At 48.1% G+C, this 24,024-nt stretch carries 39 protein-coding genes; all 39 read right to left on the reverse strand.

The window, feature by feature from the left end; genetic code table 11:
* Positions 1-58: 58 nt before the first annotated feature.
* Positions 59-613, reverse strand: coding sequence for a ribosome recycling factor (gene frr / locus BUF15_RS04550; protein WP_073612264.1), 555 nt, complete (start codon positions 611-613; stop codon positions 59-61).
* Positions 614-653: 40 nt separating this feature from the next.
* On the reverse strand, positions 654-1,367 hold the full coding sequence (gene pyrH, locus BUF15_RS04555; RefSeq protein WP_073612265.1) for a UMP kinase: 714 nt from the start codon (positions 1,365-1,367) through the stop codon (positions 654-656).
* Between the two features lie 96 nt (positions 1,368-1,463).
* Positions 1,464-2,060 carry a translation elongation factor Ts gene (tsf, locus tag BUF15_RS04560; protein WP_073612266.1) on the reverse strand — a complete coding sequence of 199 codons (597 nt, stop codon included), beginning with the start codon at positions 2,058-2,060 and terminating at the stop codon, positions 1,464-1,466.
* Positions 2,061-2,252: 192 nt separating this feature from the next.
* The gene (rpsB, locus tag BUF15_RS04565; RefSeq protein WP_073612267.1) at positions 2,253-3,029 is read right to left on the reverse strand and encodes a 30S ribosomal protein S2; all 777 of its coding nucleotides are present in this window, start codon (positions 3,027-3,029) and stop codon (positions 2,253-2,255) included.
* Positions 3,030-3,408: 379 nt separating this feature from the next.
* Positions 3,409-4,173, reverse strand: a complete 765-nt coding sequence (locus tag BUF15_RS04570; protein WP_073612268.1) for a YkgJ family cysteine cluster protein — start codon at positions 4,171-4,173, stop codon at positions 3,409-3,411.
* A gap of 117 nt (positions 4,174-4,290) precedes the next feature.
* Positions 4,291-4,686, reverse strand: coding sequence for a 50S ribosomal protein L17 (rplQ, locus tag BUF15_RS04575; RefSeq protein ID WP_073612269.1), 396 nt, complete (start codon positions 4,684-4,686; stop codon positions 4,291-4,293).
* An 82-nt stretch (positions 4,687-4,768) separates the two neighbouring features.
* Positions 4,769-5,812, reverse strand: a complete 1,044-nt coding sequence (locus BUF15_RS04580; RefSeq protein ID WP_073612270.1) for a DNA-directed RNA polymerase subunit alpha — start codon at positions 5,810-5,812, stop codon at positions 4,769-4,771.
* A 179-nt stretch (positions 5,813-5,991) separates the two neighbouring features.
* Entirely contained in the window at positions 5,992-6,621 is a 630-nt protein-coding gene (rpsD, locus tag BUF15_RS04585; protein ID WP_073612271.1) for a 30S ribosomal protein S4, read from the reverse strand.
* Positions 6,622-6,670: 49 nt separating this feature from the next.
* Positions 6,671-7,069, reverse strand: coding sequence for a 30S ribosomal protein S11 (rpsK, locus tag BUF15_RS04590; protein WP_073612272.1), 399 nt, complete (start codon positions 7,067-7,069; stop codon positions 6,671-6,673).
* 24 nt (positions 7,070-7,093) lie between these two features.
* Positions 7,094-7,462 (reverse strand): 30S ribosomal protein S13, encoded by a 369-nt coding sequence (gene rpsM / locus BUF15_RS04595; protein WP_073612273.1) that lies wholly within the window; start codon positions 7,460-7,462, stop codon positions 7,094-7,096.
* Positions 7,463-7,508: 46 nt separating this feature from the next.
* The gene (gene rpmJ, locus BUF15_RS04600; protein WP_073612274.1) at positions 7,509-7,622 is read right to left on the reverse strand and encodes a 50S ribosomal protein L36; all 114 of its coding nucleotides are present in this window, start codon (positions 7,620-7,622) and stop codon (positions 7,509-7,511) included.
* A 14-nt stretch (positions 7,623-7,636) separates the two neighbouring features.
* Positions 7,637-7,873: a translation initiation factor IF-1 gene (gene infA / locus BUF15_RS04605; protein ID WP_035234762.1), complete on the reverse strand. Its 237-nt coding sequence runs from the start codon at positions 7,871-7,873 to the stop codon at positions 7,637-7,639.
* A gap of 84 nt (positions 7,874-7,957) precedes the next feature.
* The gene (gene map, locus BUF15_RS04610; protein WP_268753159.1) at positions 7,958-8,716 is read right to left on the reverse strand and encodes a type I methionyl aminopeptidase; all 759 of its coding nucleotides are present in this window, start codon (positions 8,714-8,716) and stop codon (positions 7,958-7,960) included.
* A 36-nt stretch (positions 8,717-8,752) separates the two neighbouring features.
* Positions 8,753-10,057, reverse strand: coding sequence for a preprotein translocase subunit SecY (secY, locus tag BUF15_RS04615; protein ID WP_073612275.1), 1,305 nt, complete (start codon positions 10,055-10,057; stop codon positions 8,753-8,755).
* A 60-nt stretch (positions 10,058-10,117) separates the two neighbouring features.
* Positions 10,118-10,570 (reverse strand): 50S ribosomal protein L15, encoded by a 453-nt coding sequence (rplO, locus tag BUF15_RS04620; RefSeq protein ID WP_073612373.1) that lies wholly within the window; start codon positions 10,568-10,570, stop codon positions 10,118-10,120.
* 4 nt (positions 10,571-10,574) lie between these two features.
* Positions 10,575-10,757, reverse strand: a complete 183-nt coding sequence (gene rpmD / locus BUF15_RS04625) for a 50S ribosomal protein L30 (RefSeq protein ID WP_073612276.1) — start codon at positions 10,755-10,757, stop codon at positions 10,575-10,577.
* Positions 10,758-10,828: 71 nt separating this feature from the next.
* Positions 10,829-11,341, reverse strand: a complete 513-nt coding sequence (gene rpsE / locus BUF15_RS04630) for a 30S ribosomal protein S5 (protein WP_073612277.1) — start codon at positions 11,339-11,341, stop codon at positions 10,829-10,831.
* Positions 11,342-11,366: 25 nt separating this feature from the next.
* On the reverse strand, positions 11,367-11,732 hold the full coding sequence (gene rplR / locus BUF15_RS04635; RefSeq protein ID WP_073612278.1) for a 50S ribosomal protein L18: 366 nt from the start codon (positions 11,730-11,732) through the stop codon (positions 11,367-11,369).
* Positions 11,733-11,782: 50 nt separating this feature from the next.
* Positions 11,783-12,325, reverse strand: a complete 543-nt coding sequence (rplF, locus tag BUF15_RS04640) for a 50S ribosomal protein L6 (protein WP_073612279.1) — start codon at positions 12,323-12,325, stop codon at positions 11,783-11,785.
* 27 nt (positions 12,326-12,352) lie between these two features.
* Positions 12,353-12,751, reverse strand: a complete 399-nt coding sequence (gene rpsH, locus BUF15_RS04645) for a 30S ribosomal protein S8 (protein ID WP_073612280.1) — start codon at positions 12,749-12,751, stop codon at positions 12,353-12,355.
* Between the two features lie 60 nt (positions 12,752-12,811).
* Complete coding sequence (locus tag BUF15_RS04650) at positions 12,812-12,997, reverse strand: type Z 30S ribosomal protein S14 (protein ID WP_073612281.1); 186 nt, start codon at positions 12,995-12,997, stop codon at positions 12,812-12,814.
* 56 nt (positions 12,998-13,053) lie between these two features.
* Positions 13,054-13,593: a 50S ribosomal protein L5 gene (gene rplE, locus BUF15_RS04655; protein ID WP_073612282.1), complete on the reverse strand. Its 540-nt coding sequence runs from the start codon at positions 13,591-13,593 to the stop codon at positions 13,054-13,056.
* 30 nt (positions 13,594-13,623) lie between these two features.
* A complete protein-coding gene (gene rplX, locus BUF15_RS04660) occupies positions 13,624-13,959 on the reverse strand; it encodes a 50S ribosomal protein L24 (RefSeq protein ID WP_073612283.1) in 336 nt (111 codons plus the stop codon).
* A 57-nt stretch (positions 13,960-14,016) separates the two neighbouring features.
* A complete protein-coding gene (rplN, locus tag BUF15_RS04665) occupies positions 14,017-14,385 on the reverse strand; it encodes a 50S ribosomal protein L14 (RefSeq protein WP_073612284.1) in 369 nt (122 codons plus the stop codon).
* A 58-nt stretch (positions 14,386-14,443) separates the two neighbouring features.
* The gene (rpsQ, locus tag BUF15_RS04670) at positions 14,444-14,704 is read right to left on the reverse strand and encodes a 30S ribosomal protein S17 (protein WP_073612285.1); all 261 of its coding nucleotides are present in this window, start codon (positions 14,702-14,704) and stop codon (positions 14,444-14,446) included.
* 72 nt (positions 14,705-14,776) lie between these two features.
* A complete protein-coding gene (rpmC, locus tag BUF15_RS04675; protein WP_073612286.1) occupies positions 14,777-14,968 on the reverse strand; it encodes a 50S ribosomal protein L29 in 192 nt (63 codons plus the stop codon).
* The gene (gene rplP / locus BUF15_RS04680) at positions 14,965-15,381 is read right to left on the reverse strand and encodes a 50S ribosomal protein L16 (protein ID WP_073612287.1); all 417 of its coding nucleotides are present in this window, start codon (positions 15,379-15,381) and stop codon (positions 14,965-14,967) included. Before rplP ends, rpmC begins: the two co-directional genes overlap by 4 nt.
* Positions 15,382-15,433: 52 nt before the next feature.
* A complete protein-coding gene (gene rpsC / locus BUF15_RS04685; RefSeq protein WP_073612288.1) occupies positions 15,434-16,081 on the reverse strand; it encodes a 30S ribosomal protein S3 in 648 nt (215 codons plus the stop codon).
* Between the two features lie 69 nt (positions 16,082-16,150).
* Complete coding sequence (rplV, locus tag BUF15_RS04690) at positions 16,151-16,486, reverse strand: 50S ribosomal protein L22 (RefSeq protein ID WP_073612289.1); 336 nt, start codon at positions 16,484-16,486, stop codon at positions 16,151-16,153.
* A gap of 47 nt (positions 16,487-16,533) precedes the next feature.
* A complete protein-coding gene (rpsS, locus tag BUF15_RS04695; protein WP_073612290.1) occupies positions 16,534-16,809 on the reverse strand; it encodes a 30S ribosomal protein S19 in 276 nt (91 codons plus the stop codon).
* A gap of 17 nt (positions 16,810-16,826) precedes the next feature.
* Entirely contained in the window at positions 16,827-17,648 is an 822-nt protein-coding gene (gene rplB, locus BUF15_RS04700) for a 50S ribosomal protein L2 (RefSeq protein WP_073612291.1), read from the reverse strand.
* Positions 17,649-17,741: 93 nt separating this feature from the next.
* Positions 17,742-18,029 carry a 50S ribosomal protein L23 gene (gene rplW / locus BUF15_RS04705; RefSeq protein WP_073612292.1) on the reverse strand — a complete coding sequence of 96 codons (288 nt, stop codon included), beginning with the start codon at positions 18,027-18,029 and terminating at the stop codon, positions 17,742-17,744.
* Positions 18,026-18,649 (reverse strand): 50S ribosomal protein L4, encoded by a 624-nt coding sequence (rplD, locus tag BUF15_RS04710; RefSeq protein ID WP_073612293.1) that lies wholly within the window; start codon positions 18,647-18,649, stop codon positions 18,026-18,028. The genes rplW and rplD overlap by 4 nt, the downstream gene beginning before the upstream one ends.
* Before the next feature lie 37 nt (positions 18,650-18,686).
* Positions 18,687-19,316, reverse strand: coding sequence for a 50S ribosomal protein L3 (rplC, locus tag BUF15_RS04715; RefSeq protein ID WP_073612294.1), 630 nt, complete (start codon positions 19,314-19,316; stop codon positions 18,687-18,689).
* 42 nt (positions 19,317-19,358) lie between these two features.
* Positions 19,359-19,670: a 30S ribosomal protein S10 gene (gene rpsJ / locus BUF15_RS04720; protein ID WP_176360112.1), complete on the reverse strand. Its 312-nt coding sequence runs from the start codon at positions 19,668-19,670 to the stop codon at positions 19,359-19,361.
* A gap of 12 nt (positions 19,671-19,682) precedes the next feature.
* Entirely contained in the window at positions 19,683-20,873 is a 1,191-nt protein-coding gene (gene tuf, locus BUF15_RS04725; RefSeq protein WP_073612296.1) for an elongation factor Tu, read from the reverse strand.
* 25 nt (positions 20,874-20,898) lie between these two features.
* Positions 20,899-22,977 carry an elongation factor G gene (gene fusA / locus BUF15_RS04730; RefSeq protein WP_073612297.1) on the reverse strand — a complete coding sequence of 693 codons (2,079 nt, stop codon included), beginning with the start codon at positions 22,975-22,977 and terminating at the stop codon, positions 20,899-20,901.
* 69 nt (positions 22,978-23,046) lie between these two features.
* The gene (gene rpsG, locus BUF15_RS04735) at positions 23,047-23,520 is read right to left on the reverse strand and encodes a 30S ribosomal protein S7 (RefSeq protein WP_073612298.1); all 474 of its coding nucleotides are present in this window, start codon (positions 23,518-23,520) and stop codon (positions 23,047-23,049) included.
* Between the two features lie 31 nt (positions 23,521-23,551).
* Complete coding sequence (gene rpsL, locus BUF15_RS04740; protein WP_073612299.1) at positions 23,552-23,923, reverse strand: 30S ribosomal protein S12; 372 nt, start codon at positions 23,921-23,923, stop codon at positions 23,552-23,554.
* Positions 23,924-24,024: the final 101 nt, after the last annotated feature.

Genomic DNA, 24,024 nt, shown 5'->3' on the forward strand with positions numbered 1-24,024 from the left:
CGATCTGCAGGTCTGTCCAAAAATACAAACCGACGGTGGCCGACAGGAACGGGTGATACTATACTTCCATCACCTCTTTTTCCTTAGACGCAGTGGCCTCGTCAATCTGCTTAATATAAGTGTCGGTCTCGCTCTGGGCTTCTTCCTGGAGTTTAAACAGATCGTCTTCGGAAATTTCCTTGTCTTTCTTCTGCTTTTTCAGGATATCGATGGCCTCACGACGGACGTTTCGAACGGCGACCCTGAACTCCTCTGCAATCTTTTTCACCTGTTTCACCAGGTCCCGACGACGTTCTTCTGTCAGCTGTGGGATATTGAGGCGAATGACTTTTCCATCACTCATTGGTGTAAGACCAATATCCGATTTCAGGATTGCCTTTTCAATGGCGGGCACCATCTGAACATCCCAGGGCTGAATAGCAATCATTCGGCTCTCGGGTATAGTCAAGGTTCCGACCTGATTAATTGGCAACGAAGAGCCGTAGGCATCGACATGAATACCGTCGAGCAGACTGATCGAAGCCCGGCCGGTGCGTATTTTGGAGAGCTCATTCTTGAAGGAATCGACGCTCTTTTCCATCTTTTCCGCCATTTCGAATATTACATCACTCATGCTGTAACCTCTATTTTCTGGTGGAGTTGTTCGGTTTTTCTCAAGAGGTAATCAAGGTACCGACCTTCTCGCCGAAAACAGCTTTTTTTATGTTGCCGGCGACGGCCATGTTGAGAACCTTAATCGGCTTGTTATCTTCCTTGGCCAGAGCAATACCGGCAGCATCCATGACCTTTAAGCCTTTTCGAAGTACGGTGTCATAGGTGAGATTATCATACTTGACAGCATCCGGGTATATTACTGGATCCTTATCATAAACACCATCAACTTTGGTTGCCTTAATCACGAGGTCGGCATCGATTTCAAGTGCCCGCAGTACTCCGGCGGAGTCGGTGGTAAAATACGGGTTGCCTGTACCAGCGGCAAAAATGACTACGCGTCCCTTTTCAAGATGACGCACTGCGCGCCTTCTGATGTAGGGCTCGCAAACCGATTGCATCGGAATAGCAGACATAACCCGGGTAATAACCCCTCGTCTCTCAAGCGCGTCCTGCATGGCCAGACTGTTCATTACCGTCGCCAGCATTCCCATATTGTCAGCAGTAGCACGATCCATGCCTTTGCTCGCCCCGGCTACACCACGAAAAATATTACCCGCACCGATAACGATACCCGGTTGCACACCGAGTTCAACAACCTCATGAATTTCATTTGCGACAAAATCAAGCACGTCGGTATTGATGCCATACGAATCGGCGCCCATCAGAGCTTCGCCGCTCAACTTCAGAAGGATTCGTCTGTATTCTACTGTCATCCCGCACTCCTTGTTCTGTTATCCGATTTCATGAGGTTCATTAAAACAACTTCGGCCGGCTGCCTAATGACAACCGGCCGTTTGGCAGGAAGAATCCTACTCTGCACCCACCTGAAAGCGGGAGAAGCGTTTGATCGAGATATTCTCGCCCATGGTGGCGATCACCTCGTTCAGTTTATCCTGGATGGTAAGATCAGGATTCTTAACAAATTTCTGTTCCATCAGGCAGGACTCTGCAATGAATTTATCAACCTTGCCTGAAACCATTTTCTCAACGATTGCAGCTGGTTTTCCTGAATCAAGAGCCTGATTTACATAGATCTCTTTTTCACGGGCAATCAACTCGGCCGGAATGTCATCACGATTGATGCCCACCGGATTGACTGCGGCGATATGCATGGCCACATCCTTAGCAAAATCAACGAATGCGTCTGTCTTGGCAACAAAGTCTGTTTCGCAACCGAGTTCCACCATGACACCGAGCTTGCCGCCGGCGTGAACATAGACACCAATGGTACCTTCACTGGTGGCCTTACCGGCTCTTTTTGCGGCTACAGCAAGTCCTTTCTGACGAAGAAAATCGACAGCCTTCTCCATGTCGCCATTCGTCTCCGCCAACGCCTTTTTACAATCCATCATGCCGGCAGCGGTTTTGTCTCTGAGGTCTTTTACCATCTGGCTTGTAATCTGCATGGTATATCTCCTTATATGTTTCGCCAAAAAGGCAAGTTTATCTCAACTTTTCACACCACCCGGTAAACAATAATTAATGCCATACCGGTCGGTAAATTACGATTTTCGTAGACACGACAAAAGGGGTAGTCCAAAGACAAACCCCTTCTGAGCTGTTCCTGAAATGGTGCAACCATCAGGAATCATTTACTACTATTCTTCAGTGCTCTCTGAACTCTCTGCCATCTCTGAACCGGCATCAGCCATAGCTGCAGCGATTGCCTCTTCGGATGCGTCATCACCATCACGCTCAGCAACACCGGAAAGGATAGCCTCACAAATCTGCTGGCTGATAAGGCGAATGGAACGAATAGCGTCGTCATTGCCCGGAATAATGAAATCGATACCGTCAGGGTCACAGTTGGTGTCGGCAATAGCAACAACAGGAATACCGAGTTTCTGAGCTTCGCTAACAGCAATAGCTTCTTTCTTCGGGTCGACAACAAAGAGAACCGAGGGAAGGTTGCGCATATCTTTGATACCGCCAACGTTTCTCTCAAGCTTGATCCGCTCTTTCTCCATCAGGAGAATTTCTTTTTTCGGGAACCGATTGATGGAACCATCGGCCTGCATAGCCTCAATAGCCTTCAAGCGATCGATGGATCTTTTAATGGTCTGGAAGTTGGTGAGCATACCACCAAGCCAGCGATGATCAATATAGTACATGCCGCAACGGCGTGCTTCTTCACTAATGATATTCTGCGCCTGGCGCTTGGTACCGACAAACAGTACGGTTCCGCCTTTTTTCACATCACTGGCAATGAAATCACACGCTTTATCAAAAAGCTTTTTGGTGAGATCAAGGTTGATGATGTAGATGCCGTTACGAGGACCGTAGATATACGGTTTCATTTTGGGATTCCATCGTCTGGTCTGATGACCGAAATGGAGTCCCGCCTGCAGCATGTCTCTTACTGTTGCGTTCGCCATGTTTTCCCCTTTCTGGTTTGGCCGCCATCTTCTGTAATCGCTCGAATATGTTACATATTAGAAGCGACACCAGTGACTGCGAAGATGTGTGTTGTAATTATGGAAGGTTCACGATGAACCGCCCGTTGTAGGTAAACATTGTCTTTTACCATGACCCTTAAACTTTTGCAAGCCCTCTGCATAAGCGAGTGCCATTGACCGTATTGTACCGTTTGATGATTGCGTTAACATTCATCAAAGTTAAACCGGTTGAGTCAGGGATAAGCTCATTACATGGGGTGAAATATCAGAAATGCTCACAAGTTCGTACATATGGTAATACCAAATTAACAATTCAGAACCACTATGATCAAGAAAGATATAGCTTGATACAAGTCGCTCACCTTTTAACGAGTGACGATTTTCCGGTAAAGAGCAGCTTTAACCAATCGAAGCCAAATTTCAGTAGTTCTTCATCGCGTTGGCTGATAGCCCGTTTTCTATCCTTAGGCAATCTGAACTGTTCAATGAGATTTCGTTCGGTTGCAAGTCGACGAAACCCGTCGATATTATAGCAAACCATGAATGCTAGCTGCTGGCGCGGTCCACCAGCACCTTCACCTTGCCATGGATTGGTTCTAAAGATGGTATCCATTTCGGCCCACAGCTCATTATAGGTGTTGTACTCCTCCAGCTGCTGACTTCTCACATACTGTCGGGCCGTGATTGTTTCCTGTTCTTCATGCCCTTTGCAATAGTCGTGGCGAACCAGAAAGTAATGGTCCTTTGGCCCTCTTGCCTGAGGATTACGATCTACAGCACGCTCAAGCGGATAGCTGCGGCAATCTGAGGGGCGGTTTTCATAGATAGTACAGCCACTGTCGGCAAGAAAAGGGCAAGCCCCCTTCCCCTCATCGGTCAATGCCAGCATAACAGATGGAAAAAACGGATTGCCTGCACTCACCAGCCTGGTGTAGGTATGCATGAACACTTCAGAATCAATTCCGAGCGCATTCTTTAAGCGTAAGACATCGTACGGGTAGAGCTGGAGATCAACTTTTCGACAACACACAGTAAAACAGGATACTCCAGGATGACACTTGAACGTAAAAGCAGAATCACCAAGAGGCTCCATACCTTCTGGGAATGATTTCAATTCACTCATAGATTAACCCACTATATTTACATATATTGTTAAAAACACGATGAGTAGACGATAAAAAAAAAGGCTGACCGAAGCGTATGCTCCAGTCAGCCTTTTTATCTTATCATTGGAACCGAATCAGTTATCTTTCGCTTCCTTGACTGCTGCTACCTGCTCCTGATATCCCACCAACTCAATGATGGCCATGGAAGCAGCATCACCTCTGCGGACACCCGTCTGCAGAATACGTGTGTAACCACCGTTTCTATCGGCAAATTGGTCTTTAATCGAGCTGAAAAGTTTATGTACTACATCCTTGCTGCGGATATAGGACAATGCCTGTCGCCGTGCATGCATATCACCCCGCTTGGCAAGAGTGATCATTTTCTCAGCGATTGGTCGAAGCTCTTTAGCTTTTTCGTGTGTGGTAACGATACGCTCGTGCTCGAAAAGTGAGGTTACCATGTTTCTAAACATCGCTGTGCGATGTGCGCCGGTGCGGCCCAGTCTTCTTCCGGAGTGTTTATGTCTCATTTGAATATCCTCAACATTCCCAAATGGGTCGTTCCATTTATGGATGATTCAGGTTTCTAAAGTTAAAGTAAAGGCTTGAGCCCTACCCCTGATTTTCGTCTTTTTCCCGGTCGCACGGGCGAACCCAGTTATCAAATTTCATACCGAGCGTGAGATCCATCTCAGAAAGAAGCGCTTTGATCTCATTGAGCGACTTGCGTCCGAAGTTCTTCGTCTTCAACATTTCCTGATCGGACTTCTGGGCAAGATCACCAATGTAATTGATCTCTGCGTTTTTCAGACAATTTGCCGATCGTACAGACAATTCAAGATCCTCAACCGGCTTATCGAGATACGGATTAAGCGGCTCATTGCTCTCGCGACCACTCTCATCCTTGCTCGGCTCAGCTTTTTCCTCATCGAAGTTGATGAAGATGGACATCTGATCTTTTAAAATCTTTGCAGCAAAGGCAAGAGCATTCTCTGGACGCACGCTACCGTCCGTCTCAATTTCGATTGTCAACTTGTCGTAGTCGGTCTGTTGTCCGACACGAGCCTGAGCCACGTAGTACTGAATCTTTTTAATCGGGGTGAAAATCGCATCAATCGGAATCTGGCCAATTGAAAGTTCTTCTTTGCTCTGTCGCTCTGCCGGCTGATATCCCTTTCCCCATTCCACAGTGAATTCTGCGCGAAAATTGACCTCACCAGTAAGGGTACAGATAACCTGCTCAGGGTTCATCACCTCAACATAAGCGGAACCTTTAATATCAGCTGCTGTGACTTTGCCAGGTCCGCTTTTATCAATGACGACAACCTGAGCTTCATCAGAGTTGAGCTTGAGCCGTACCAGCTTGAGATTCAGGATGATCTCACTGACATCCTCCATCACATCCTTCAGCGTGGTAAACTCGTGAAGAGCTCCATCTATTTTGATGGTGGTGATCGCAGCGCCCTGAATAGATGACAGAAGTACTCTGCGCAATGAATTTCCGATAGTGGACGCGAATCCCCGCTCAAGGGGTTGACATACAAACTTACCGTACGCTTCGGTATGCTTATCCCTGTCAACTTCGATTCTTTCGGGTTTTATCAGCTCGCGCCAGTTACGGTAATATGGTATTTTTTCTTCGGCAGCTTGCGTCATATGATCCTTCTTTGCGTTTCTGTTAGCTTTGTTTTGTCTACGCCTGAGGCGATGAGAGTCGATTATGTCGCTCGATTAAAAACCGGCGGGCCCAGACAGGCGATGCTTTACCGAACGCTGACAATAAGAAACAGACAACTCCCTCAAAGAGAAGGAGCCATCTGTCGTAAGCACTGCTATTACTTGGAGTAAAGCTCGACGATGAGCTGCTCCTGAATCGGCATGGTGATCTCTTCTCTGTTCGGGAGGGTCTTGATCTCTGCCTTGTAGTTGTCCTTATCCAGCTCAATCCAGGACGGAACGCCACGACGGGCTACCGCTTCCAGATTCTCGTTCAGCAAGGTATTAGCACGACTTTTCTCTTTGATGGTGATCACATCACCAGCAGATACGAGAAAAGATGGTACATTGACCTTTTTGCCGTTGACCAGAATATGCTTGTGCCTCACCAGCTGTCTGGCCTGGTTACGGGAAGATGCAAAGCCGATCCGGAAAATGGTGTTGTCCAGGCGTCTTTCAAGATTAATCAAAAGGTTTTCGCCGGTAACACCTTTTTGCATCTCGGATTTTGCGAAGGTAAGCCGAAACTGACCTTCAAGCATTCCGTACATTGACTTGACTTTCTGCTTCTCGCGCAGCTGAACTGCGTAGTCAGACAGTTTCTTGAACCGGGCCTGACCGTGCTGTCCAGGACCAAATGCTCGACGTTCAAAAGAGCATTTGTCTGAGTAACATCTGTCACCCTTCAAATACAGTTTAAGATTTTCTCGTCTGCAACGACGGCATGCAGCACCTATATTTCTAGCCAACTTTGGCCTCCATTATGTAAAGATATTTTCGATATTCACGCAAATGCGGTTAGACGCGGCGACGCTTCGGAGGTTTACAACCATTATGAGGTACCGGAGTAACATCATAGATCCTGCTTACCTCAAATCCGGTATTGATCAGCGCCCGAAGGGCTGCTTCACGGCCGGGCCCAGGTCCTTTGACCTTAACCTCAACTTTACGCATACCAAAATCGGAAGCTTTTTTTGCCGCATCGGCAACAGCGTTCTGGGCGGCAAACGGGGTAGACTTACGAGAGCCTTTGAACCCGAGAACACCAGAACTGCACCAGGATACCACATTCCCCTGTTTATCGGAGATCGTGACAATTGTATTATTGAATGTAGAGTAGATAAAGACTATGCCTTCATGCACATTCTTTTTTACTCTCTTTTTTGTCCGTGCATCAGCACGCTTCGCTCCAGCCATATCTTACACCTGTAATTTTATCGATTATTTTCGGCGTGCTGCTGCACCACGACGAGGCCCTTTGCGAGTACGGGCATTTGTCTTGGTTCTCTGTCCACGGCATGGCAGTCCCATGCGATGACGGCGCCCACGGTAACAACCAAGGTCGGTAAGACGCTTGATGTCCATGGAAACCTCACGACGGCGATCACCTTCAACGACGTACTCTTCCTCTATAACCTTACGAAGTCTGTTAATATCATCACCATCCAGATCATCGCTGTTCATGGTGTATGGGAGATCCACTTTATCGAGGATCTTCCTGGAAGAGGTGAGCCCGATACCGTGAATGTAGGTCAGCGCTCTATCTAAATGTTTGTTTTTAGGAAGGTCAACTCCAGCTAATCGTGCCAAAACCTGTCTCCTTCAAGGAAGTGAATATTGAGCGTAAAAAGTTTGATTATCCCTGTCGCTGCTTATGTTTTTTTACTTTACAGGACACGCGCACAACACCGTTACGCTTAAACACTTTACAGTCACTGCATATTTTTTTTACCGATGTACGCACTTTCATAATAGTCAAACTCTCTATTTTTTCTTTTTGGCGTTCTTTGCCCTGAATGTCACTCTCCCCCGGGTAAGGTCGTACGGGGAAAGCTCGATTGTCACTCTGTCTCCAGGCAGGATTTTAATAAAATGCATCCGCATCTTGCCCGAAATATGGGCAAGAACTTTATGCCCATTATCTAGCTCTACCCGAAACATTGCGTTAGGTAGTGGCTCGATAATGGTGCCTTCAACTTCTATAGCTTCTTCTTTTGCCATGGAGGCTCCTGAAAAAAGTAGATTTCAACTCAAAAGCGGGAAATATAACACAGTTCAAGACAAATGAGAAGTGTTATTTTTTTCCTAGCGATAGTTTTCACGTGAGCTTAGAACCAGCGGCCCATCCTCGGTGACGGCCACCGAATGCTCAAAATGTGCCGAAGGTTTCTTGTCAGCAGTTATGACGGTCCAACCGTCCCGTAGAACTTTTACCTTGTAAGTTCCCATGTTCACCATAGGTTCTATGGCAAGCACCATTCCAGCCATAAGTCTGGGGGACCGCTCACCCTGATAAAAGTTGGGAATTTCTGGGCCCTCATGCAGCTCGGTTCCGATCCCATGGCCAACAAACTGCCTGACGATCGAAAAACCTTCCCCCTCGACGTAATCCTGTACAGCTTTGGATATATCGGCTATACGATTACCAACCACCACCTGGGCAATGGCCCTCTCGAGAGACTCCTGTGTAACATCCAGCAGTCGCTGTTTTTCAGAATCTATTTTTCCAACAGGGATGGTAACCGCGGAGTCACCGTAATACCCTCTGAACTTCACTCCGAAATCGACAGAAAGAATATCACCTTTTCTTAGTTTTCTTTTTCTCGTCGGAATGCCATGCACCACTTCCTCATTGACCGAGACACATAAACTTCCCGGAAAGCCGCGATATCCCTTAAAGGCTGGCACAGCATTTCGTTTCAGGCAGAGTTCTTCCGCCCTTTGATCAAGCTCAAGGGTTGTAATCCCAGGCTCGACCACATCCACGAGCATGCATAGCGTCTCAGCAACTATCTGATTCGCCTCCTGCATGATCGCAATCTCATCACTCGATTTTATGATGATGGATTTTCCACAACTCGGATCTGAACAGTACACGTGCTACTTCCTTCCCCGAATCCGGCCCTGCTTCATGAACCCTTCATAGTTACGCATATGCAGATGAGACTCAACCTGTGATATGGTATCGATGGCCACACCCACAACAATGAGTAGAGCAGTACCTCCAAAGTAAAACGGAATGTTGAACTTGGAGATCATGATTGTCGGCAGAATGCACACCGCACTTAAATAAATCGCGCCGACAACGGTAAGTCTCGTCAACACCTTATCAAGAAACTCAGAGGTTTTCTTACCTGGACGAATGCCAGGAATAAAGCCGCCGTTCTTTTTGAGATTCTCTGCAACATCGTCGGGCTTAAACGTGACCGCCGTGTAAAAGAAACAGAAAAAGACGATCATCGCAGTGTAAATAATATAGTAATATACCGTCCCAGGTCTCAGCGCCGCAGATGCCCGCTGCACCCAGTCGATATTAATGAAACTCCCAATGGTAGCGGGAAACATCATGATTGAGGAAGCGAAAATCGGTGGAATAACACCGGATACATTTATCTTTAGCGGCAGATGCGAAGACTGGCCGCCATACACTTTTCTCCCCACAACCCGCTTGGCATACTGGATTGGAATCCGTCGCTGACTGGTCTCACAGAAAACAATGAACGCGATAACAGCAAACATGAACACCAGCAATATCGGAATAAAGAACATCCCAATCTCACCAGCCTTCACCAGTTGAATAGAATTCACTATTGCGGCAGGTACCCGAGCTACGATGCCGGCGAAGATGATTAGCGAAATACCGTTTCCAATCCCGCGTTCTGTCATCTGCTCGCCGAGCCACATGATAAAAGCTGTTCCGGAAGTGAGGGTCAGCATGGTCATCAGTTTGAACTCCCAGCCGGGGTTGAGCACGATGGCTTCGCCGCCAGGACCGGTCATTCCTTCAAGGCCTACAGCAATAAAGGTGCCCTGAATGATACTGAGCACCACGGTGCCGTAGCGGGTGTACTGGGTGATCTTTCGCTGACCAGCCTGCCCTTCCTTTTTCATGGCTTCCAACTGCGGGATCACCACGGTCAGAAGTTGAATGATAATCGAGGCGCTGATGTACGGCATGATGCCGAGCGCAAAAATAGAAAAGTTCTCAAGAGCACCACCTGAGAACATGTTAAACATTCCGAACAGCGTTCCGGCATTCTGGGCGAAGAAATTGGCCAGCGCCTCACTATTTATGCCGGGGGTGGGTATCTGGACACCCATCCTGTAAACGGCAAGCATGATGATAGTGAAGAAGATGCGCTTGCGCAGCTCAGGAATGTTAGCAGCACTCTGCAATCCACTCATTAGAAATCCCTATAACGATCAGAACAAAATCAGCTAAAACCAGTGGGCCGAGGCCGTATCTTATGCAGATACGGCTTCAACCATGATTACTTCACCGCCTGCAGCTTCGATGAGCTCCTTGGCCTTGGCACTGATCTTATCTACCTGAACCTTCACAGGTTTTCCAATCGTACCGTTGGCAAGAATTTTGACGATAGCGCCTTTTTTGATCACTCCGGCATTCGCCAAAACTTCTCCAGTGATAACGTCGTTGCCAGCAATTGCTTCAAGCTGCTCAAGAGAGACAATGGCAACTTCCTTGCGCATCGGGTTCTTAAATCCACGCTTGGGCAAACGGCGCTGCAACGGCATCTGACCGCCCTCAAAACCAGGCTTAACGCCAGATCCTGAGCGAGATTTGAAGCCTTTGTGACCGCGGCCAGCAGTTTTGCCGTGTCCTGAACCAGGTCCACGACCTACACGCTTCCGCTGTTTAGTCGATCCTTCCTGAGGAGAAAGATTACCTAAGTTCAACATGTTATGCCTCCTCAATCCGTACAAGATGCTGTACTTTGCCAAGCATGCCACGCAGCTCGGGAGTATCTTTCCGGGTAATAGTCTTATTCAATTTGGTGAGCCCAAGTCCGGTCAAGGTGGCACGTATCCGTTTGGTACTGCCTATTTCACTTTTGACCAGAGTGAATGTAATTGTCTCGGCCATTTGACTACCTTCTGTTTGGAAAATTTAAAAGCCAGTTATTGGTGACATACAGCCGTCACCCATGGCTTAAATTATGCTGTAATTTCTTCGACAGTCTTGCCGCGCAAGCTGGCGATCGCCTGAGCTGATCGCAGGCTGCGGAGCCCGTCAAGAGTAGCCTTAACCATATTGTGCGGGTTGTTGGACCCGAGACATTTGGTCAAAACGTTGCTTACTCCAGCGGCTTCAAGCACCGCACGTACAGGACCACCGGCAATAACTCCGGTACCCGCAGATGCAGGCTTCAGCAATACTTTTCCGGCGCCATATCGGCCGGTAATCTCATGCGGAATTGATACGTCGGTGAGCGGCACACTCTTCATATCTTTACGTGCCTTCTCTACACCTTTGCGGATCGCCTCGGGAACCTGGTTCGCTTTTCCAAGACCGTAGCCGACTTTGCCGTTACCATCGCCAACTACCACGATGGCACTAAAGCTGAACCGTCTACCGCCTTTAACGACTTTAGCTACCCTGTTGATAAATACGATCTTCTCGATCAGTTCCTCAGTGCTTTCAGCTTTGGAACGTTTAAAATCAGACAAGGGACACCCCCATTGTTAAATATCTTTAAAAATTCAGACCGCCTTCTCGGGCCCCTTCAGAAAGCGCCTTGACCCGACCGTGATAGATATATCCACCACGATCGAAAACAACCTGCTCAATGCCGGCTGCCTTGGCTCTTTCCGCGATCTTCAATCCAACAGCTTTCGCAGCACCACTCTTGCCCTTTTCCTCACCTGCCTCAAATTCCTTATCGACAGTTGACATGGCAACCAGAGTACGGCCTTGGCTATCGTCTATGATCTGTGCATAAATATGCTTGTTGCTCTTGAAGACTCTAAGACGGGGCCTCTCGCTTGTTCCTGTGATCTTTTTCCGAATTCGACGGACGCGTTTAGCTCTCGCAATTGTCCTGGGATTCGTCTTAGCCATAGTTTTGTACCGTTATAATTTTTACCTGCAACGCGTAACGTTACGAGAATTTATTTTTTGCCACCGGCCTTACCGACCTTACGTACGATATGCTCGTCTTCATAACGAATACCCTTACCTTTATACGGCTCAGGCTTCTTAATCTGACGAATCTGCGCGGCAGTAAGTCCCAGGAGTTCTTTATCAATAGATTCGAGGACTATCTTATTGGCACCTTCCATCTTGGCATTTACTTCTGCAGGCAACGTATAATCGACAGGATTCGAATAGCCAACAGAAAGTGTCAGGGTGTTACCGGCAACACTCGCCTTGTACCCTACACCCTCGATAATAAGTGCTTTTCTGAAACCCTCAACAACACCGACAACCATGTTGTTGACGAGACTGCGGAACAGTCCCCTGAAGGCATTTACTTTTCGGCCTTCTTCGCGGGTGTTAACCAAAATTTCATTGTCCTGAAGCACCAGATCGATTTCAGGACGGACTTCCATTTCCAGCTTTCCTTTGCTTCCGGTCACCGCAATGTGCTGACCATTGATGTCAACTTTCACTCCAGCGGGCACAGGAATTGGCTGCTTACCAATACGAGACATAATTACCTCCGTAATTTGCTGAGCCTGTTACCAGACTTCGCAAATAATCTCCCCGCCAGTATTCAGGGTCCTTGCAGATTTATCAGTGATAATGCCTTTGGATGTAGAGATAATGGATACCCCCAGTCCTGAGAGGACTTTGGGAATCGCACCAGCCTTGGCATATTTTCTGAGCCCGGGTTTACTGATCCTCTTGATACCATTAATTACAGGCTCTTTATTCGGCCCGTACTTGAGAGTGATGGTAAGAGTTCCCTGGACTCCTTCTTGCGAAACCTGATAGTCGCTGATGAAACCTTCCTCTTTTAAAACCTTGGCGATGTTTGCCTTGGTTTTTGAAGCAGGCATTACCACAACTTCAAATTTAGCCATTACTGCGTTACGTATCCTGGTCAGCATGTCTGCCAGGGGATCGCTCATAGACATAGCGAACACTCCTTATTCTGTATAAGTAATCGACAAATCAAATACGATGTGCAGGCAGACTTACCAGCTGGACTTGGTCACACCAGTGATCAGGCCGCTGGACGCCAGCTTACGGAAGCAGATCCTGCAGATGCCGAACTTACGGATGAATGCGCGCGGACGACCGCACAACGGACATCTGTTATACTTCCGCACACCGAACTTTGGTTTGCCTTGTGCCTTAGCAATTATGGATTTCTTAGCCAAAACGACCTCCAGATTATACTTTTTATGGATCCTCAGTAGAAAAGAAATACCGATGATTATTTCTTAAACGGCATTCCCATCTTATTCAGCAGGAAGAATGCCTCTTTATCAGTCTTGGCTGAGGTCACGATGGTAATATTCAGACCCTTGATCTTGTCGATCTTATCGTAGTCAATCTCAGGGAATATGATCTGCTCTTTTACACCCATGGAGAAGTTACCACGACCATCGAAGGTCTTAGTGGAAATCCCGCGGAAATCGCGAACACGCGGCAGAGCGATATTGACCAGTTTGCTCATGAAATCGAACATCTTGTCACCGCGCAGAGTGACCCGGCAGCCGATCGGCATACCTTCACGCAGTTTAAAGGTGGCGATGGATTTCTTCGCTTTGGTAATAACCGCTTTCTGGCCGGCGATCTTGGTCAGTTCCTCGGCAGCGCCTTCAACAATCTTAGGATTCTGAACGGCTTCTCCAAGTCCCATGTTGAGCACGATCTTCTCAATCTTGGGAATTTCCATGGCATTTGAATAGCCAAATTCCTCTTTGAGCGCTGGAACGCACTCATTTGTATACACTTCTTTCAGCGTACCCATGTATCACTCCTAGCGTAAGCCTTATCGTTTCTATGCTTTCTTCTCGATGGACTCGCCGCAGCTCTTGCAGAAGCGGATCTTGGTTCCATCTTCGAGAATCTTCTTCCCTATACGACCAGTCTTGGTACATTCAGGACAGATAAGTTGAAGATTGGATACATGAATCGCCGCCTCTCTCTCTACAATCTGACCTTGCTGGTTCATCTCGGTCGGCTTGGTGTGGCGCTTGACCATGTTAATACGCTCAACAATCGCCTTGCTCTCAGCCGGCAGGATCTTCAGGATTTTTCCTACCCGACCCTTGTCTTTTCCAGCGATCACTTCAACCTGATCATCTTTTTTCAGGTATGTTCTACCCTGTCTCATTTTCAATACCCTTATTCAGTCAATGTATCTCAATGTCGAGAACTGTTTTAGAGAATGTTAAAGGACTTCAGGGGCCAATGAAATGATCTTCATGAACCCAAGAGTTCTCAGTTCTCGTGCAACCGGGCCAAAAATACGGGTACCAACCGGCTCACCTGTGTTCGACAGAATAACCGCAGCATTCTCATCGAATTTGACCCAGGTATCGTCCATTCGCTTCATCTCTTTAGCGGTACGGACGATGACGGCTTTCATTATGTCACCCTTTTTTACTTTGGCATGCGGAATCGCTTCCTGTACTGCAACGGTAATTACGTCACCAATGCCTGCATAGCGCTTCTTTGAACCACCAAGAACCTTTATACACAGCACTTTCTTGGCGCCTGAATTGTCTGCGACATTGAGTATTGTTTCTGTTTGAATCATATCATCACCTGATTTCTCATCTGTAACAGTCTAATGGTCTCTCACAGTTGAGAGAAAGTTAAATGGCCTGTTCCAGGATTGTTTTTACCCGCCAACGCTTACGCTTGCTCAATGGGCGGCATTCCTCAATAAGAACAGTGTCTCCAATGTTGCAGCTGTTTTCAGGATCATCTGCCAAGTATTTCACGCTAGTTTTCACATATTTGCCATAAAGCTTATGACGAACCTTGCGTTCGACCCGGACGACAACACTCTTATCCATTCTGTTGCTGACAACAGAACCGGTTCTTGTCTTTCTGGACTTTGTATTTTCACTCATAATTTGATCAATTCGTCGTGTTGTTATGCGAGGATTGTACCATGCACATAATTATGTAGTGGAGCCGCCACCCTACTTGGCAGCGGCCTCATTTCTGATGGTCTTGATCCTGGCAATATCTTTTCTAATTTTATTCAGACGCGAGGTGTCTTCAAGAGGTCTGATGCGATGGTGAAAAGTAAGATTTCCCAACTCCTCAAAGAGCTCTTTTTCTTTCTTTTGCAAATCTTCTACTGACATGTTGCGGATGTCTGCGGCTTTCATAAGGTGTTCCTCTTTGCAATCACTTTCGTCGCAAACGGCAGCTTGTTGCCGGCGAGTTCAAGCGCCCTCATAGCAAGTTTCTCATCAACACCGCCAATCTCGTACAGAATTCTGCCGGGCTTGATCGGGGCTACCCAGTACTCGGGGCTGCCTTTACCTTTACCCATACGAGTTTCGGCAGGCTTTTTGGTGATAGGTTTATCCGGAAATACCCGGATCCATACTTTACCGCCACGTTTCAGGGTCCTGTTAATGGTGATACGGGCAGCTTCAATCTGTTGTGCGGTCATTTTGCCGCAACTTACAGCTTTCAAGGCAAACTCTCCAAAGGCGAAGGAGGAACCGCGATATGCAGTACCTGTCATTCGGCCTTTGAACACCTTTCTATGCTTTACCTTTTTTGGACTTAACATCACTTACTCCAGATAATTGTATGATTGTGCGTTCTGAATGGAAAAGGCCGCATCAAGCTGCGGGCGCTTCCCTATCACTCAGAACTTCACCTTTGAATATCCAGACCTTCACACCGATAATACCGTATGTGGTATTCGCCTCTGCAAGAGCATAGTCCACATCGGCACGGAGGGTATGCAGCGGCACGCGGCCTTCACGAACCCACTCACAGCGTGACATCTCTGCACCGCCAAGACGACCGGAGCAGGAGATTTTTATGCCCTGAACGCCAAACCTCAGCGCAGAGTTTACCGCCTTTTTCATAGCCCGACGAAACGCCACACGACGTTCAAGCTGGGAGGCGATGGATTCAGCCACAAGCTGTGCATCGGCTTCAGGTCGGCGAACCTCCTGAATGTCGAGCGTCACTTTGCGACCTACAAGTTTCTCAAGATCTTTCTTCAAAATCTCGATCTCGGCACCTTTCTTGCCAATGACAATACCCGGTCTGGCAGTGAAAAGCTTAGCGCGTACCTTCTCTCCGGTACGCTCAATGATGATCTTGGCCATTCCTGCGTGGTTAAGACGTTTTTTCAGGAATTTTCTGATCTTCTGATCTTCGAGCAGATAGGACGCATACTCTTTATCTGCATACCAGATCGAGTCCCAGGTCCGAGTAATATTCAGTCTGAGTCCTAATGGATTTACCTTCTGGCCCAAAACAACCTCCAAAGAGTGCTTAGTTCAGTTTATTCTGTTTGCTGAGCATGGGGATCAACCGATTCTGCTCTATTCAATTTCGTCCAGAACAACAGTAATATGGCTGGTCCGCTTAATAATGCGGGTTGCCCTGCCCTGTGCGCGAGGACTAATTCTTTTCAGTGAAGGTCCACCATCAATGGTGATCTTCTTGATGAAAAGATTGTCCACATCGGTCTGCTCATCCTGCGTTGCATTGGCAACGGCGGATTCGATCACCTTGCGCAGGATCTCCGCACCTTTTTTCGGCATAAAACGAAGGGTGGTGATTGCCCGGTCAACGTTCATGCCCCTGACCACATCTGCAACCAGTCGTGCCTTCTGCGGGGATATTCTAATATATTTCCCTACGGCTCGTGCTTCCATAGTGTGTACTCCCAGTGAGTCGTACCAGAAACTGTGATGTTTCTCTTTTATTTTTTACCTTTCTTGTCAGCAGCGTGTCCATAGTAGGTACGAGTCGGGGAGAATTCGCCGAGCTTGTGACCTACCATATTTTCTGAGACAAATACAGGTATGAATTTCTTTCCGTTGTGAACCGCAAAGGTCAGTCCTACCATTTCCGGGCTAATATCGGACCGGCGTGACCAGGTCTTGATTACCTTGCGAGATCCGGTTTCGATTGCCTGTTCAACCTTTTTCAACAGGTGATCATCGATAAAAGGACCCTTTTTAATTGAACGGGACATACTTTACTCCTTGAATGTTATGATCTCTTCTTGACAATGTACTTGTCTGAAGCCTTGTTCTTCCGGGTCTTGTAACCCTTCGTCGGATAACCCCATGGAGTACAAGGATGACGACCACCGGAGCTCTTTCCTTCACCACCACCCATCGGATGGTCGACCGGGTTCATGGCAACACCGCGAACATGCGGTTTTCTGCCCTTCCATCTGTTACGTCCGGCTTTACCAAGCTTCTGGCTGCCATACTCGCTGTTGCCGACAGAACCGATGCAGGCACGGCACAGTTTATGAAACTTACGCACCTCGCCAGAAGGAAGACGAACCAAGACGTACTCGCCTTCTTTCGCCATCAGCTGAGCAGATGCACCGGCACTACGCACCATTTGGGCGCCTTTGCCGATCTTCATTTCAATATTGTGAATGACGGTACCAAGAGGGATATTGACCAGCGGCAGGCAGTTACCCGGCTGAATGTCAACATTATCCCCGGCAACAATAGTGTCGCCGACTGAAACGCCGTCAGGAGAAAGGATATAACGCTTCTCACCATCAAGGTAGGTGAGCAGGGCAATATTGGCAGATCTGTTAGGATCATACTCAATAGCCACGACTTTTGCGTTAATGTCGGTTTTGTCGCGTTTGAAATCGATAATACGATACTTGCGCTTATGCCCGCCGCCGATATTACGGGAGGTAACCCGTCCGTAGTTGTTTCGTCCGCCGGTCTTTGACAGACTGACCACCAGACTCTTCTCCGGGCGTTTGCTCGACAGCTCAGGATTCAGTATGGATACCTGGTGTCGCTTACCGGCTGATGTTGGTTTATATGTCTTAATAGCCATGGTTTCCCAATCGCTCCATCATGATATAATTAGATAGAATCATTCAATATGAGAGAGTTGACTGCACGCAGCCAATTTCCTTTCGGACGACTCTTACAGTTCGTCCGCGAAATTGATTTCGCCCTCAGAAAGGGTGACGTAGGCCTTTTTCCAATCATTGGTGAAGCCTATTTTTTGTCCAACCCTTTTCTGTTTTCCGTGCATGTTGGCGGTTCTCACGTCCCTTACTTTGACGTTGAACATGGTCTCCACCGCTTTCTTGATTTCTATCTTGTTTGCCTTGGGATGAACTTTAAAGACGATTTTACCGTCTTCTTCCTGCAACAAGGCAGCCTTCTCTGTGAGGCGGGGCCCCTTCAAAACACCGTAAATATTTTTCATGCCGTCAACCTCTTCTCAAGGTTTTCAATTACAGGTTTAATCAGGACCAGCTTCTTGTGCAGCAATACATCGTACACATTGAGCCCTTCGGACGGCAGTACCTTGAAGCCGTTCACGTTACGTGAGGACTTTTTGAGGTTTTCCGCCTCGCCGTCAATAACGATGAGTCCGTTCTCAATGTTCAGACCCTTCATTACGCTGACGAAATCCTTGGTCTTAATGGCTTCCATGCTGAAATCGTCAAGAACAATCAGATTGTCCTCCTGCAGCCTGGCGCTCAAAGCCATCGACAGTGCGAGTTTACGCACTTTTCTGTTCAGTTTGAAACTGTAGTCACGCGGCTTGGGACCGAACACCACACCGCCTCCTCGCCAAACAGGAGAGGTACGGCTACCGGCTCTAGCGCGACCTGTACCCTTCTGTCTCCAAGGCTTGGCGCCACCACCACTGACTTCCACGCGGGTCTTGGTGCATGCGTTACCAGACCGGCGGGCCGCCCGCTGCATCCGTACAACATCATGCAGGATGTACTCTTTCACCTCAAGATTGAAAACGGCGTCATTCAGTTCGATCTGCCCGACGTTCTCGTTCTTGATGTTCATTACATTTACAGTTGACATTTCTATCTCCTCGAACCTGATCTCGTTCCGACATCAATTATTTGGCAAATATTTTCAAGAGGCCGTTTTGAGCCCCAGGAACAGGTCCCTTCAGCAGCACGATATTTTCGTCCGCGCGAATATCAATCACAATGGCGTTCTTTTTCAGAACAGTCTGGTTGCCCATTTGACCAGGCATTTTCTTGCCCTTCACAACACGGCTCGGCCAAGCGCTGGTACCAATTGAACCAGGTGCCCTGTGAAACATGGAACCATGGGTATCGCGACCACCGCCAAAACCGTGACGCTTCATGACACCCTGGAATCCCTTTCCTTTACTGGTTCCCTGAACATGTACCACATCTCCGACCTTGAAGAGTTCACTCACGCTTATCTCCTGGCCGACCGTGTACTGAGCAGCGTCTGCCACCCGGAATTCACGAATATGGTAAAAACCTTCAGAATCTGATTTTTTGAAATGACCTGCGTCAGGTTTGTTGACCCGCTGTGCTTTTTTGTTCGCGAAACCAACCTGTATTGCATTGTATCCGTCAGTCGCAACCGTCTTAACCTGAAGAATTTTGCAAGGTCCTGCTTCAACGACGGTTACAGGGATCGCCTGACCCAGTTCGCTGTAAACGCGGGTCATTCCTATTTTCTTACCCAATATACCCATTGTCTTTGGCATAATTGCACCCGATGCTTCAATTTGCTTTGCAATTCAAGCCCGTTAAGGCAGTTTAATCTCGACATCGACGCCAGCGGAAAGCTCAAGCTTCATCAGCAGATCAATGGTCTGCTGGGTCGGCTCGAGAATATCCAGTAAACGACGATGGGTTCTCATTTCAAATTGTTCTCTCGATTTTTTGTCTACGTGCGGTGAACGAAGTACACAGAATTTGTTCACGGTGGTCGGCAGAGGAATTGGCCCTGCTACTGCAGAACCGGTCCTTCTTGCCGTCTCTACGATCTCAGACGTAGACTGATCGAGCAGTTTATGATCGTAAGCTTTTAAACGAATACGAATTTTTTCTGTAGGTATCATCGTACACCCTTATTTAATGATTTTACTTACTACACCGGCACCGACTGTTCTCCCGCCCTCACGGATGGCAAAACGCAACCCTTCATCCATGGCAATGGGAGTGATCAATTCAGCGGTAACGGACACATTGTCTCCAGGCATAACCATCTCCGTCCCTTCCGGAAGGGTGACGATACCTGTAACATCGGTTGTTCTGAAGTAGAACTGCGGACGATAGCCGTTGAAAAACGGTGTATGGCGTCCACCTTCATCTTTGCCGAGAATATAGCATTCTGCCTCAAAACGAGTATGGGGTGTAATGGAACCCGGTTTGGCGAGAACCTGTCCTCGCTCAATATCATCTCGTTTTACACCACGAAGCAGTGCACCGATATTGTCGCCAGCCTGACCTTCATCAAGCAATTTGCGGAACATCTCAACACCGGTACAGGTGGTCTTCTGAGTAGCCTTGATACCAACTATCTCGATCTCATCACCGACCTTCACAATACCGCGCTCAATACGACCGGTTGCAACAGTACCACGACCAGAGATAGAGAACACATCCTCGACCGGCATCAGGAAAGGCTTGTCAGTTTCACGTTCCGGCTCAGGGATGTATGAGTCAACAGCCTCCATAAGGTCCCAGATGCATTTCGACTTTTCAGCATCTTCCGGATTCTCAAGAGCAAGAAGTGCAGAACCCTGGATAAAGGGAATATCGTCACCTGGGAACTCGTATTTATCGAGCAGCTCACGCAGCTCCATCTCAACCAGTTCAATCAATTCAGGATCGTCGACCATGTCACACTTGTTGAGGAACACCACAATGGCAGGAACACCAACCTGACGAGCAAGAAGAATGTGCTCACGGGTCTGCGGCATGGCTCCATCAGTAGCGGCAACGACCAGAATGGCACCATCCATCTGGGCAGCGCCTGTGATCATATTCTTGATGTAATCAGCATGACCAGGGCAGTCGACGTGAGCATAATGACGTTTGGTTGTCTCGTACTCGACATGGGCTGTGGCAATGGTAATGCCACGCTCTTTTTCTTCCGGTGCCTTATCAATCTCACTAAAGTCGGTGAATTTCGCCTGACCTTTAGTAGACAGTACACGGGTAATTGCTGCGGTCAGGGTCGTCTTGCCGTGATCGATGTGACCTACAGTGCCGACGTTGACGTGTGGCTTTGTTCTTGAAAATTTTTCCTTCGCCATTGTATTTTCCTTAAAATACGATCCGTTAAATTCCTCGGATTTTCTTAATTATCGCCTCGGCTTTGGCAGTCGGGACAATATTATACTCGAGAAACTGCATGGTGAAACTTGCTCGGCCCTGGGTGGCTGACCTCAGAGAAGTCGAATAACCAAACATCTCTGAAAGTGGCACATGCGCCTTCACATTCTGCAAATCACCTTCCGCCTCAACACCGACAATCTTGCCACGTTTCTGGTTGAGATCGCCAATGACATCCCCGATATATTCTTCGGGAGTAACCACCTGCAGGTCCATCATCGGCTCAAGCAGTGCTGGCTTAGCATCAGCAGTAGCCCTTCTAATCGCCATTGAAGCTGCCACTCCAAAGGACATGTCTGTAGACTCATCCTCGTGGAATGATCCACCAGTCAGCGTTACCTTGATGTCGGTCAGCGGGTATCCGATCAGCGGTCCCGAATCAAGATTGTCTCTGACACCCCGTTCAATCGCCCCGATATACTGTGGGGGAATCTGGGTCTCGTCAACCTGACTTTCAAACTCAATTCCGCTTCCCTGAGGTAGTGGCGCAACCTCAAGAATGACGTGACCATACAATCCTTTAGCGCCTGTCGCCTGATCAAATTTGCCTTCGGCACCGCAGCTTGCAGTGATCGTTTCCTTGTAGGCGACCTGCGGCTTACCAACCTTCGCGCCGACCTTGAACTCATGAATCAGTCGGTGCACGATAATCTCGAGGTGAAGCTCACCCATGCCGGAGATGATCGTCTGCCCTGAGTCCTTGTCGGTGGAAATGGTAAAAGACGGATCTTCCAGGGCAATTTTGTCCAGAGTTTCGGACAGCTTCTTTTCTTCAGCTTTCGATTTCGGCTCAATAGCGACACCGATGACCGGCTCGGGAAATTCCATGCTCTCAAGCAGGATATAGTCCCCTTTTTCACAAAGCGTGTCACCTGTGGTTGTGAACTTGAGCCCGACAATTGCACAGATATCACCGGCCGATACTTCGCTTACCTCTTCGCGCTTGTTTGCGTGCATCTTCAGAATCTTGCTGATCTTTTCCTGCTTCTGCTTCGCAGGATTATAGACCTTGTCTCCGACAGCCAGACGACCGGAGTAGAGACGGACAAAAGCAAGATTCTCGACAAACGAATCGCTCATCAACTTAAAGACCAGACAAGCCAATTTCTCCTTGGCGTCGGTCTTCCTTGTGAGCCTTTCGCCATCCTTATCCATCCCCTCTATAGCCGGAACATCCAGCGGAGAAGGCAGATAATCGATCACAGCATCAAGTAGAGGCTGTACACCTTTATTCTTAAATGCGCTCCCACACAAGACCGGGACAATATCAAGCCCCACTGTTGCCTTTCTGAGAGCACTATAAATCTCAGTCGCAGATACCGATGTATCACTCAAGTATTTTTCCATGACGTCCTCATCGAAGTCGGCCAACTTCTCGAGGAGTGTCATACGTGCGGCCGTGAAAATATCGTTGTATTCGGCAGGAATGTCTTGCTCAACTACTTCCTGACCAAGAGTGTGCTCTGTAAAGGTGAGCATCTTCTCTTTTACGAGGTCTATGACCCCATCAAAATCGGCTTCTTTACCGACAGGAATCTGCACGGGCACCGGATTGGCCCCGAGACGTTCCCGGATCATCTTTACACATCGCTCAAAATTCGCGCCGACCCTGTCCATCTTGTTGACAAAGGCTATGCGCGGAATGTGGTACTTGTTGGCCTGTCGCCAGACTGTTTCCGACTGTGGCTCAACTCCGCCTACAGCACAGAAGACGGCGACTGCACCGTCAAGCACCCGCAGGGAACGTTCTACCTCAATGGTAAAATCGACATGTCCCGGCGTGTCGATGATATTGATCTTTTTTTCATTCCAGTAGCAGGTTGTTGCAGCTGAGGTGATGGTGATTCCCCGCTCCTGCTCCTGTTCCATCCAGTCCATGACGGCTGTACCTTCATGAACTTCACCAATCTTATGCGAACGACCAGTGTAATAGAGGATCCTCTCAGTGGTCGTTGTCTTACCGGCATCAATGTGTGCCATGATGCCAATATTACGGACGTCTGTCAGATCAACCTGGGTTGTCATCGCCCTCCCTCAATTCTTTCTTAAGTTAGTGCTGATGCCAACCCATGACATCACCTTATTGTCGTGCGCCTACCAGCGATAGTGTGCGAACGCTTTGTTGGCCTCAGCCATACGATGCGTATCATCACGCTTTTTCACAGCAGCGCCACGATTATTATATGCATCCATCAATTCTGCAGCAAGCTTGTCCGACATGGATTTTCCGGAACGAGACTTGGCAAAGTTAATGATCCAGCGGATGGCGAGCGCGTTCCTCCTGGACTGACGAACTTCCATCGGTACCTGGTAAGTTGCACCACCAACACGGCGGGATTTAACTTCAACCTTCGGACGAACATTCTCCATCGCGTCCTCAAAGACGGTCATTGGATCCTGATCAGCGATACGGTCAGTTACAATATCCATGGCATCATAAAAGATGCGCATTGCTGTACTCTTTTTGCCACGCTCCATGAGACCGTTGGTAAACTTGCTTACCAACACGCTGTTGTAGCGCGGATCGGCATCAATCGGACGACGGCTGGCTATATTTCTACGAGACATATATTTCCTTCTCCTTCAGGTCGGCTTCCGATCAGGAAGGACGCTTAGCTCCATACTTAGAACGGCCCTGACGTCTAGCAGATACGCCTAAAGAGTCGAGGGTACCGCGAACGATGTGGTAACGAACACCTGGAAGGTCCTTTACCCTACCACCGCGAATCAATACAACCGAGTGTTCCTGCAGGTTGTGGCCAATACCCGGGATATAGGATGTAACCTCAATACCGTTGGTGAGTCTTACCCTCGCGACTTTACGAAGAGCGGAGTTCGGCTTCTTCGGAGTTGTTGTGTAAACTCTCACACATACACCCCTTTTCTGCGGACACCCTTTCAATGCAGGAGTATTTGTCTTCTTGACAATCTTCTTCCTGCCGCTCCTAACGAGTTGGTTAATTGTTGGCATTGCGTCTACTGCTCCTGTTTGTATAACAGTTTAATATATAATTTCTGGCAATTCAGCTGCAGGTATCGCCACTAAAATTTGCACGAAAGTGGAATTATTTA

The organism is Desulfopila aestuarii DSM 18488 (assembly GCF_900143695.1).
GTDB lineage: Bacteria > Desulfobacterota > Desulfobulbia > Desulfobulbales > Desulfocapsaceae > Desulfopila > Desulfopila aestuarii.

Coding starts and splice junctions, on each gene's coding strand:
- frr (WP_073612264.1), bottom strand. CDS start 613: ATGAGTGATGTAATATTCGAAATGGCGGAAAAGATGGAAAAGAGCGTC.
- pyrH (WP_073612265.1), bottom strand. CDS start 1,367: ATGACAGTAGAATACAGACGAATCCTTCTGAAGTTGAGCGGCGAAGCT.
- tsf (WP_073612266.1), bottom strand. CDS start 2,060: ATGCAGATTACAAGCCAGATGGTAAAAGACCTCAGAGACAAAACCGCT.
- rpsB (WP_073612267.1), bottom strand. CDS start 3,029: ATGGCGAACGCAACAGTAAGAGACATGCTGCAGGCGGGACTCCATTTC.
- BUF15_RS04570 (WP_073612268.1), bottom strand. CDS start 4,173: ATGAGTGAATTGAAATCATTCCCAGAAGGTATGGAGCCTCTTGGTGAT.
- rplQ (WP_073612269.1), bottom strand. CDS start 4,686: ATGAGACATAAACACTCCGGAAGAAGACTGGGCCGCACCGGCGCACAT.
- BUF15_RS04580 (WP_073612270.1), bottom strand. CDS start 5,812: ATGACGCAAGCTGCCGAAGAAAAAATACCATATTACCGTAACTGGCGC.
- rpsK (WP_073612272.1), bottom strand. CDS start 7,069: ATGGCTGGAGCGAAGCGTGCTGATGCACGGACAAAAAAGAGAGTAAAA.
- rpmJ (WP_073612274.1), bottom strand. CDS start 7,622: ATGAAAGTGCGTACATCGGTAAAAAAAATATGCAGTGACTGTAAAGTG.
- infA (WP_035234762.1), bottom strand. CDS start 7,873: ATGGCAAAAGAAGAAGCTATAGAAGTTGAAGGCACCATTATCGAGCCA.
- secY (WP_073612275.1), bottom strand. CDS start 10,057: ATGAGTGGATTGCAGAGTGCTGCTAACATTCCTGAGCTGCGCAAGCGC.
- rpmD (WP_073612276.1), bottom strand. CDS start 10,757: ATGGCCGAGACAATTACATTCACTCTGGTCAAAAGTGAAATAGGCAGT.
- rplR (WP_073612278.1), bottom strand. CDS start 11,732: ATGGCTAAGACGAATCCCAGGACAATTGCGAGAGCTAAACGCGTCCGT.
- rplF (WP_073612279.1), bottom strand. CDS start 12,325: ATGTCTCGTATTGGTAAGCAGCCAATTCCTGTGCCCGCTGGAGTGAAA.
- rpsH (WP_073612280.1), bottom strand. CDS start 12,751: ATGTCTATGAGCGATCCCCTGGCAGACATGCTGACCAGGATACGTAAC.
- rplE (WP_073612282.1), bottom strand. CDS start 13,593: ATGGGTACGCTGAAAGAAGTGTATACAAATGAGTGCGTTCCAGCGCTC.
- rplX (WP_073612283.1), bottom strand. CDS start 13,959: ATGAGACAGGGTAGAACATACCTGAAAAAAGATGATCAGGTTGAAGTG.
- rplN (WP_073612284.1), bottom strand. CDS start 14,385: ATGATTCAAACAGAAACAATACTCAATGTCGCAGACAATTCAGGCGCC.
- rpsQ (WP_073612285.1), bottom strand. CDS start 14,704: ATGAGTGAAAATACAAAGTCCAGAAAGACAAGAACCGGTTCTGTTGTC.
- rpmC (WP_073612286.1), bottom strand. CDS start 14,968: ATGAAAGCCGCAGACATCCGCAACATGTCAGTAGAAGATTTGCAAAAG.
- rplP (WP_073612287.1), bottom strand. CDS start 15,381: ATGTTAAGTCCAAAAAAGGTAAAGCATAGAAAGGTGTTCAAAGGCCGA.
- rplV (WP_073612289.1), bottom strand. CDS start 16,486: ATGGAAGCACGAGCCGTAGGGAAATATATTAGAATATCCCCGCAGAAG.
- rpsS (WP_073612290.1), bottom strand. CDS start 16,809: ATGTCCCGTTCAATTAAAAAGGGTCCTTTTATCGATGATCACCTGTTG.
- rplB (WP_073612291.1), bottom strand. CDS start 17,648: ATGGCTATTAAGACATATAAACCAACATCAGCCGGTAAGCGACACCAG.
- rplW (WP_073612292.1), bottom strand. CDS start 18,029: ATGAAAAATATTTACGGTGTTTTGAAGGGGCCCCGCCTCACAGAGAAG.
- rplD (WP_073612293.1), bottom strand. CDS start 18,649: ATGTCAACTGTAAATGTAATGAACATCAAGAACGAGAACGTCGGGCAG.
- rplC (WP_073612294.1), bottom strand. CDS start 19,316: ATGCCAAAGACAATGGGTATATTGGGTAAGAAAATAGGAATGACCCGC.
- tuf (WP_073612296.1), bottom strand. CDS start 20,873: ATGGCGAAGGAAAAATTTTCAAGAACAAAGCCACACGTCAACGTCGGC.
- fusA (WP_073612297.1), bottom strand. CDS start 22,977: ATGACAACCCAGGTTGATCTGACAGACGTCCGTAATATTGGCATCATG.
- rpsG (WP_073612298.1), bottom strand. CDS start 23,520: ATGTCTCGTAGAAATATAGCCAGCCGTCGTCCGATTGATGCCGATCCG.
- rpsL (WP_073612299.1), bottom strand. CDS start 23,923: ATGCCAACAATTAACCAACTCGTTAGGAGCGGCAGGAAGAAGATTGTC.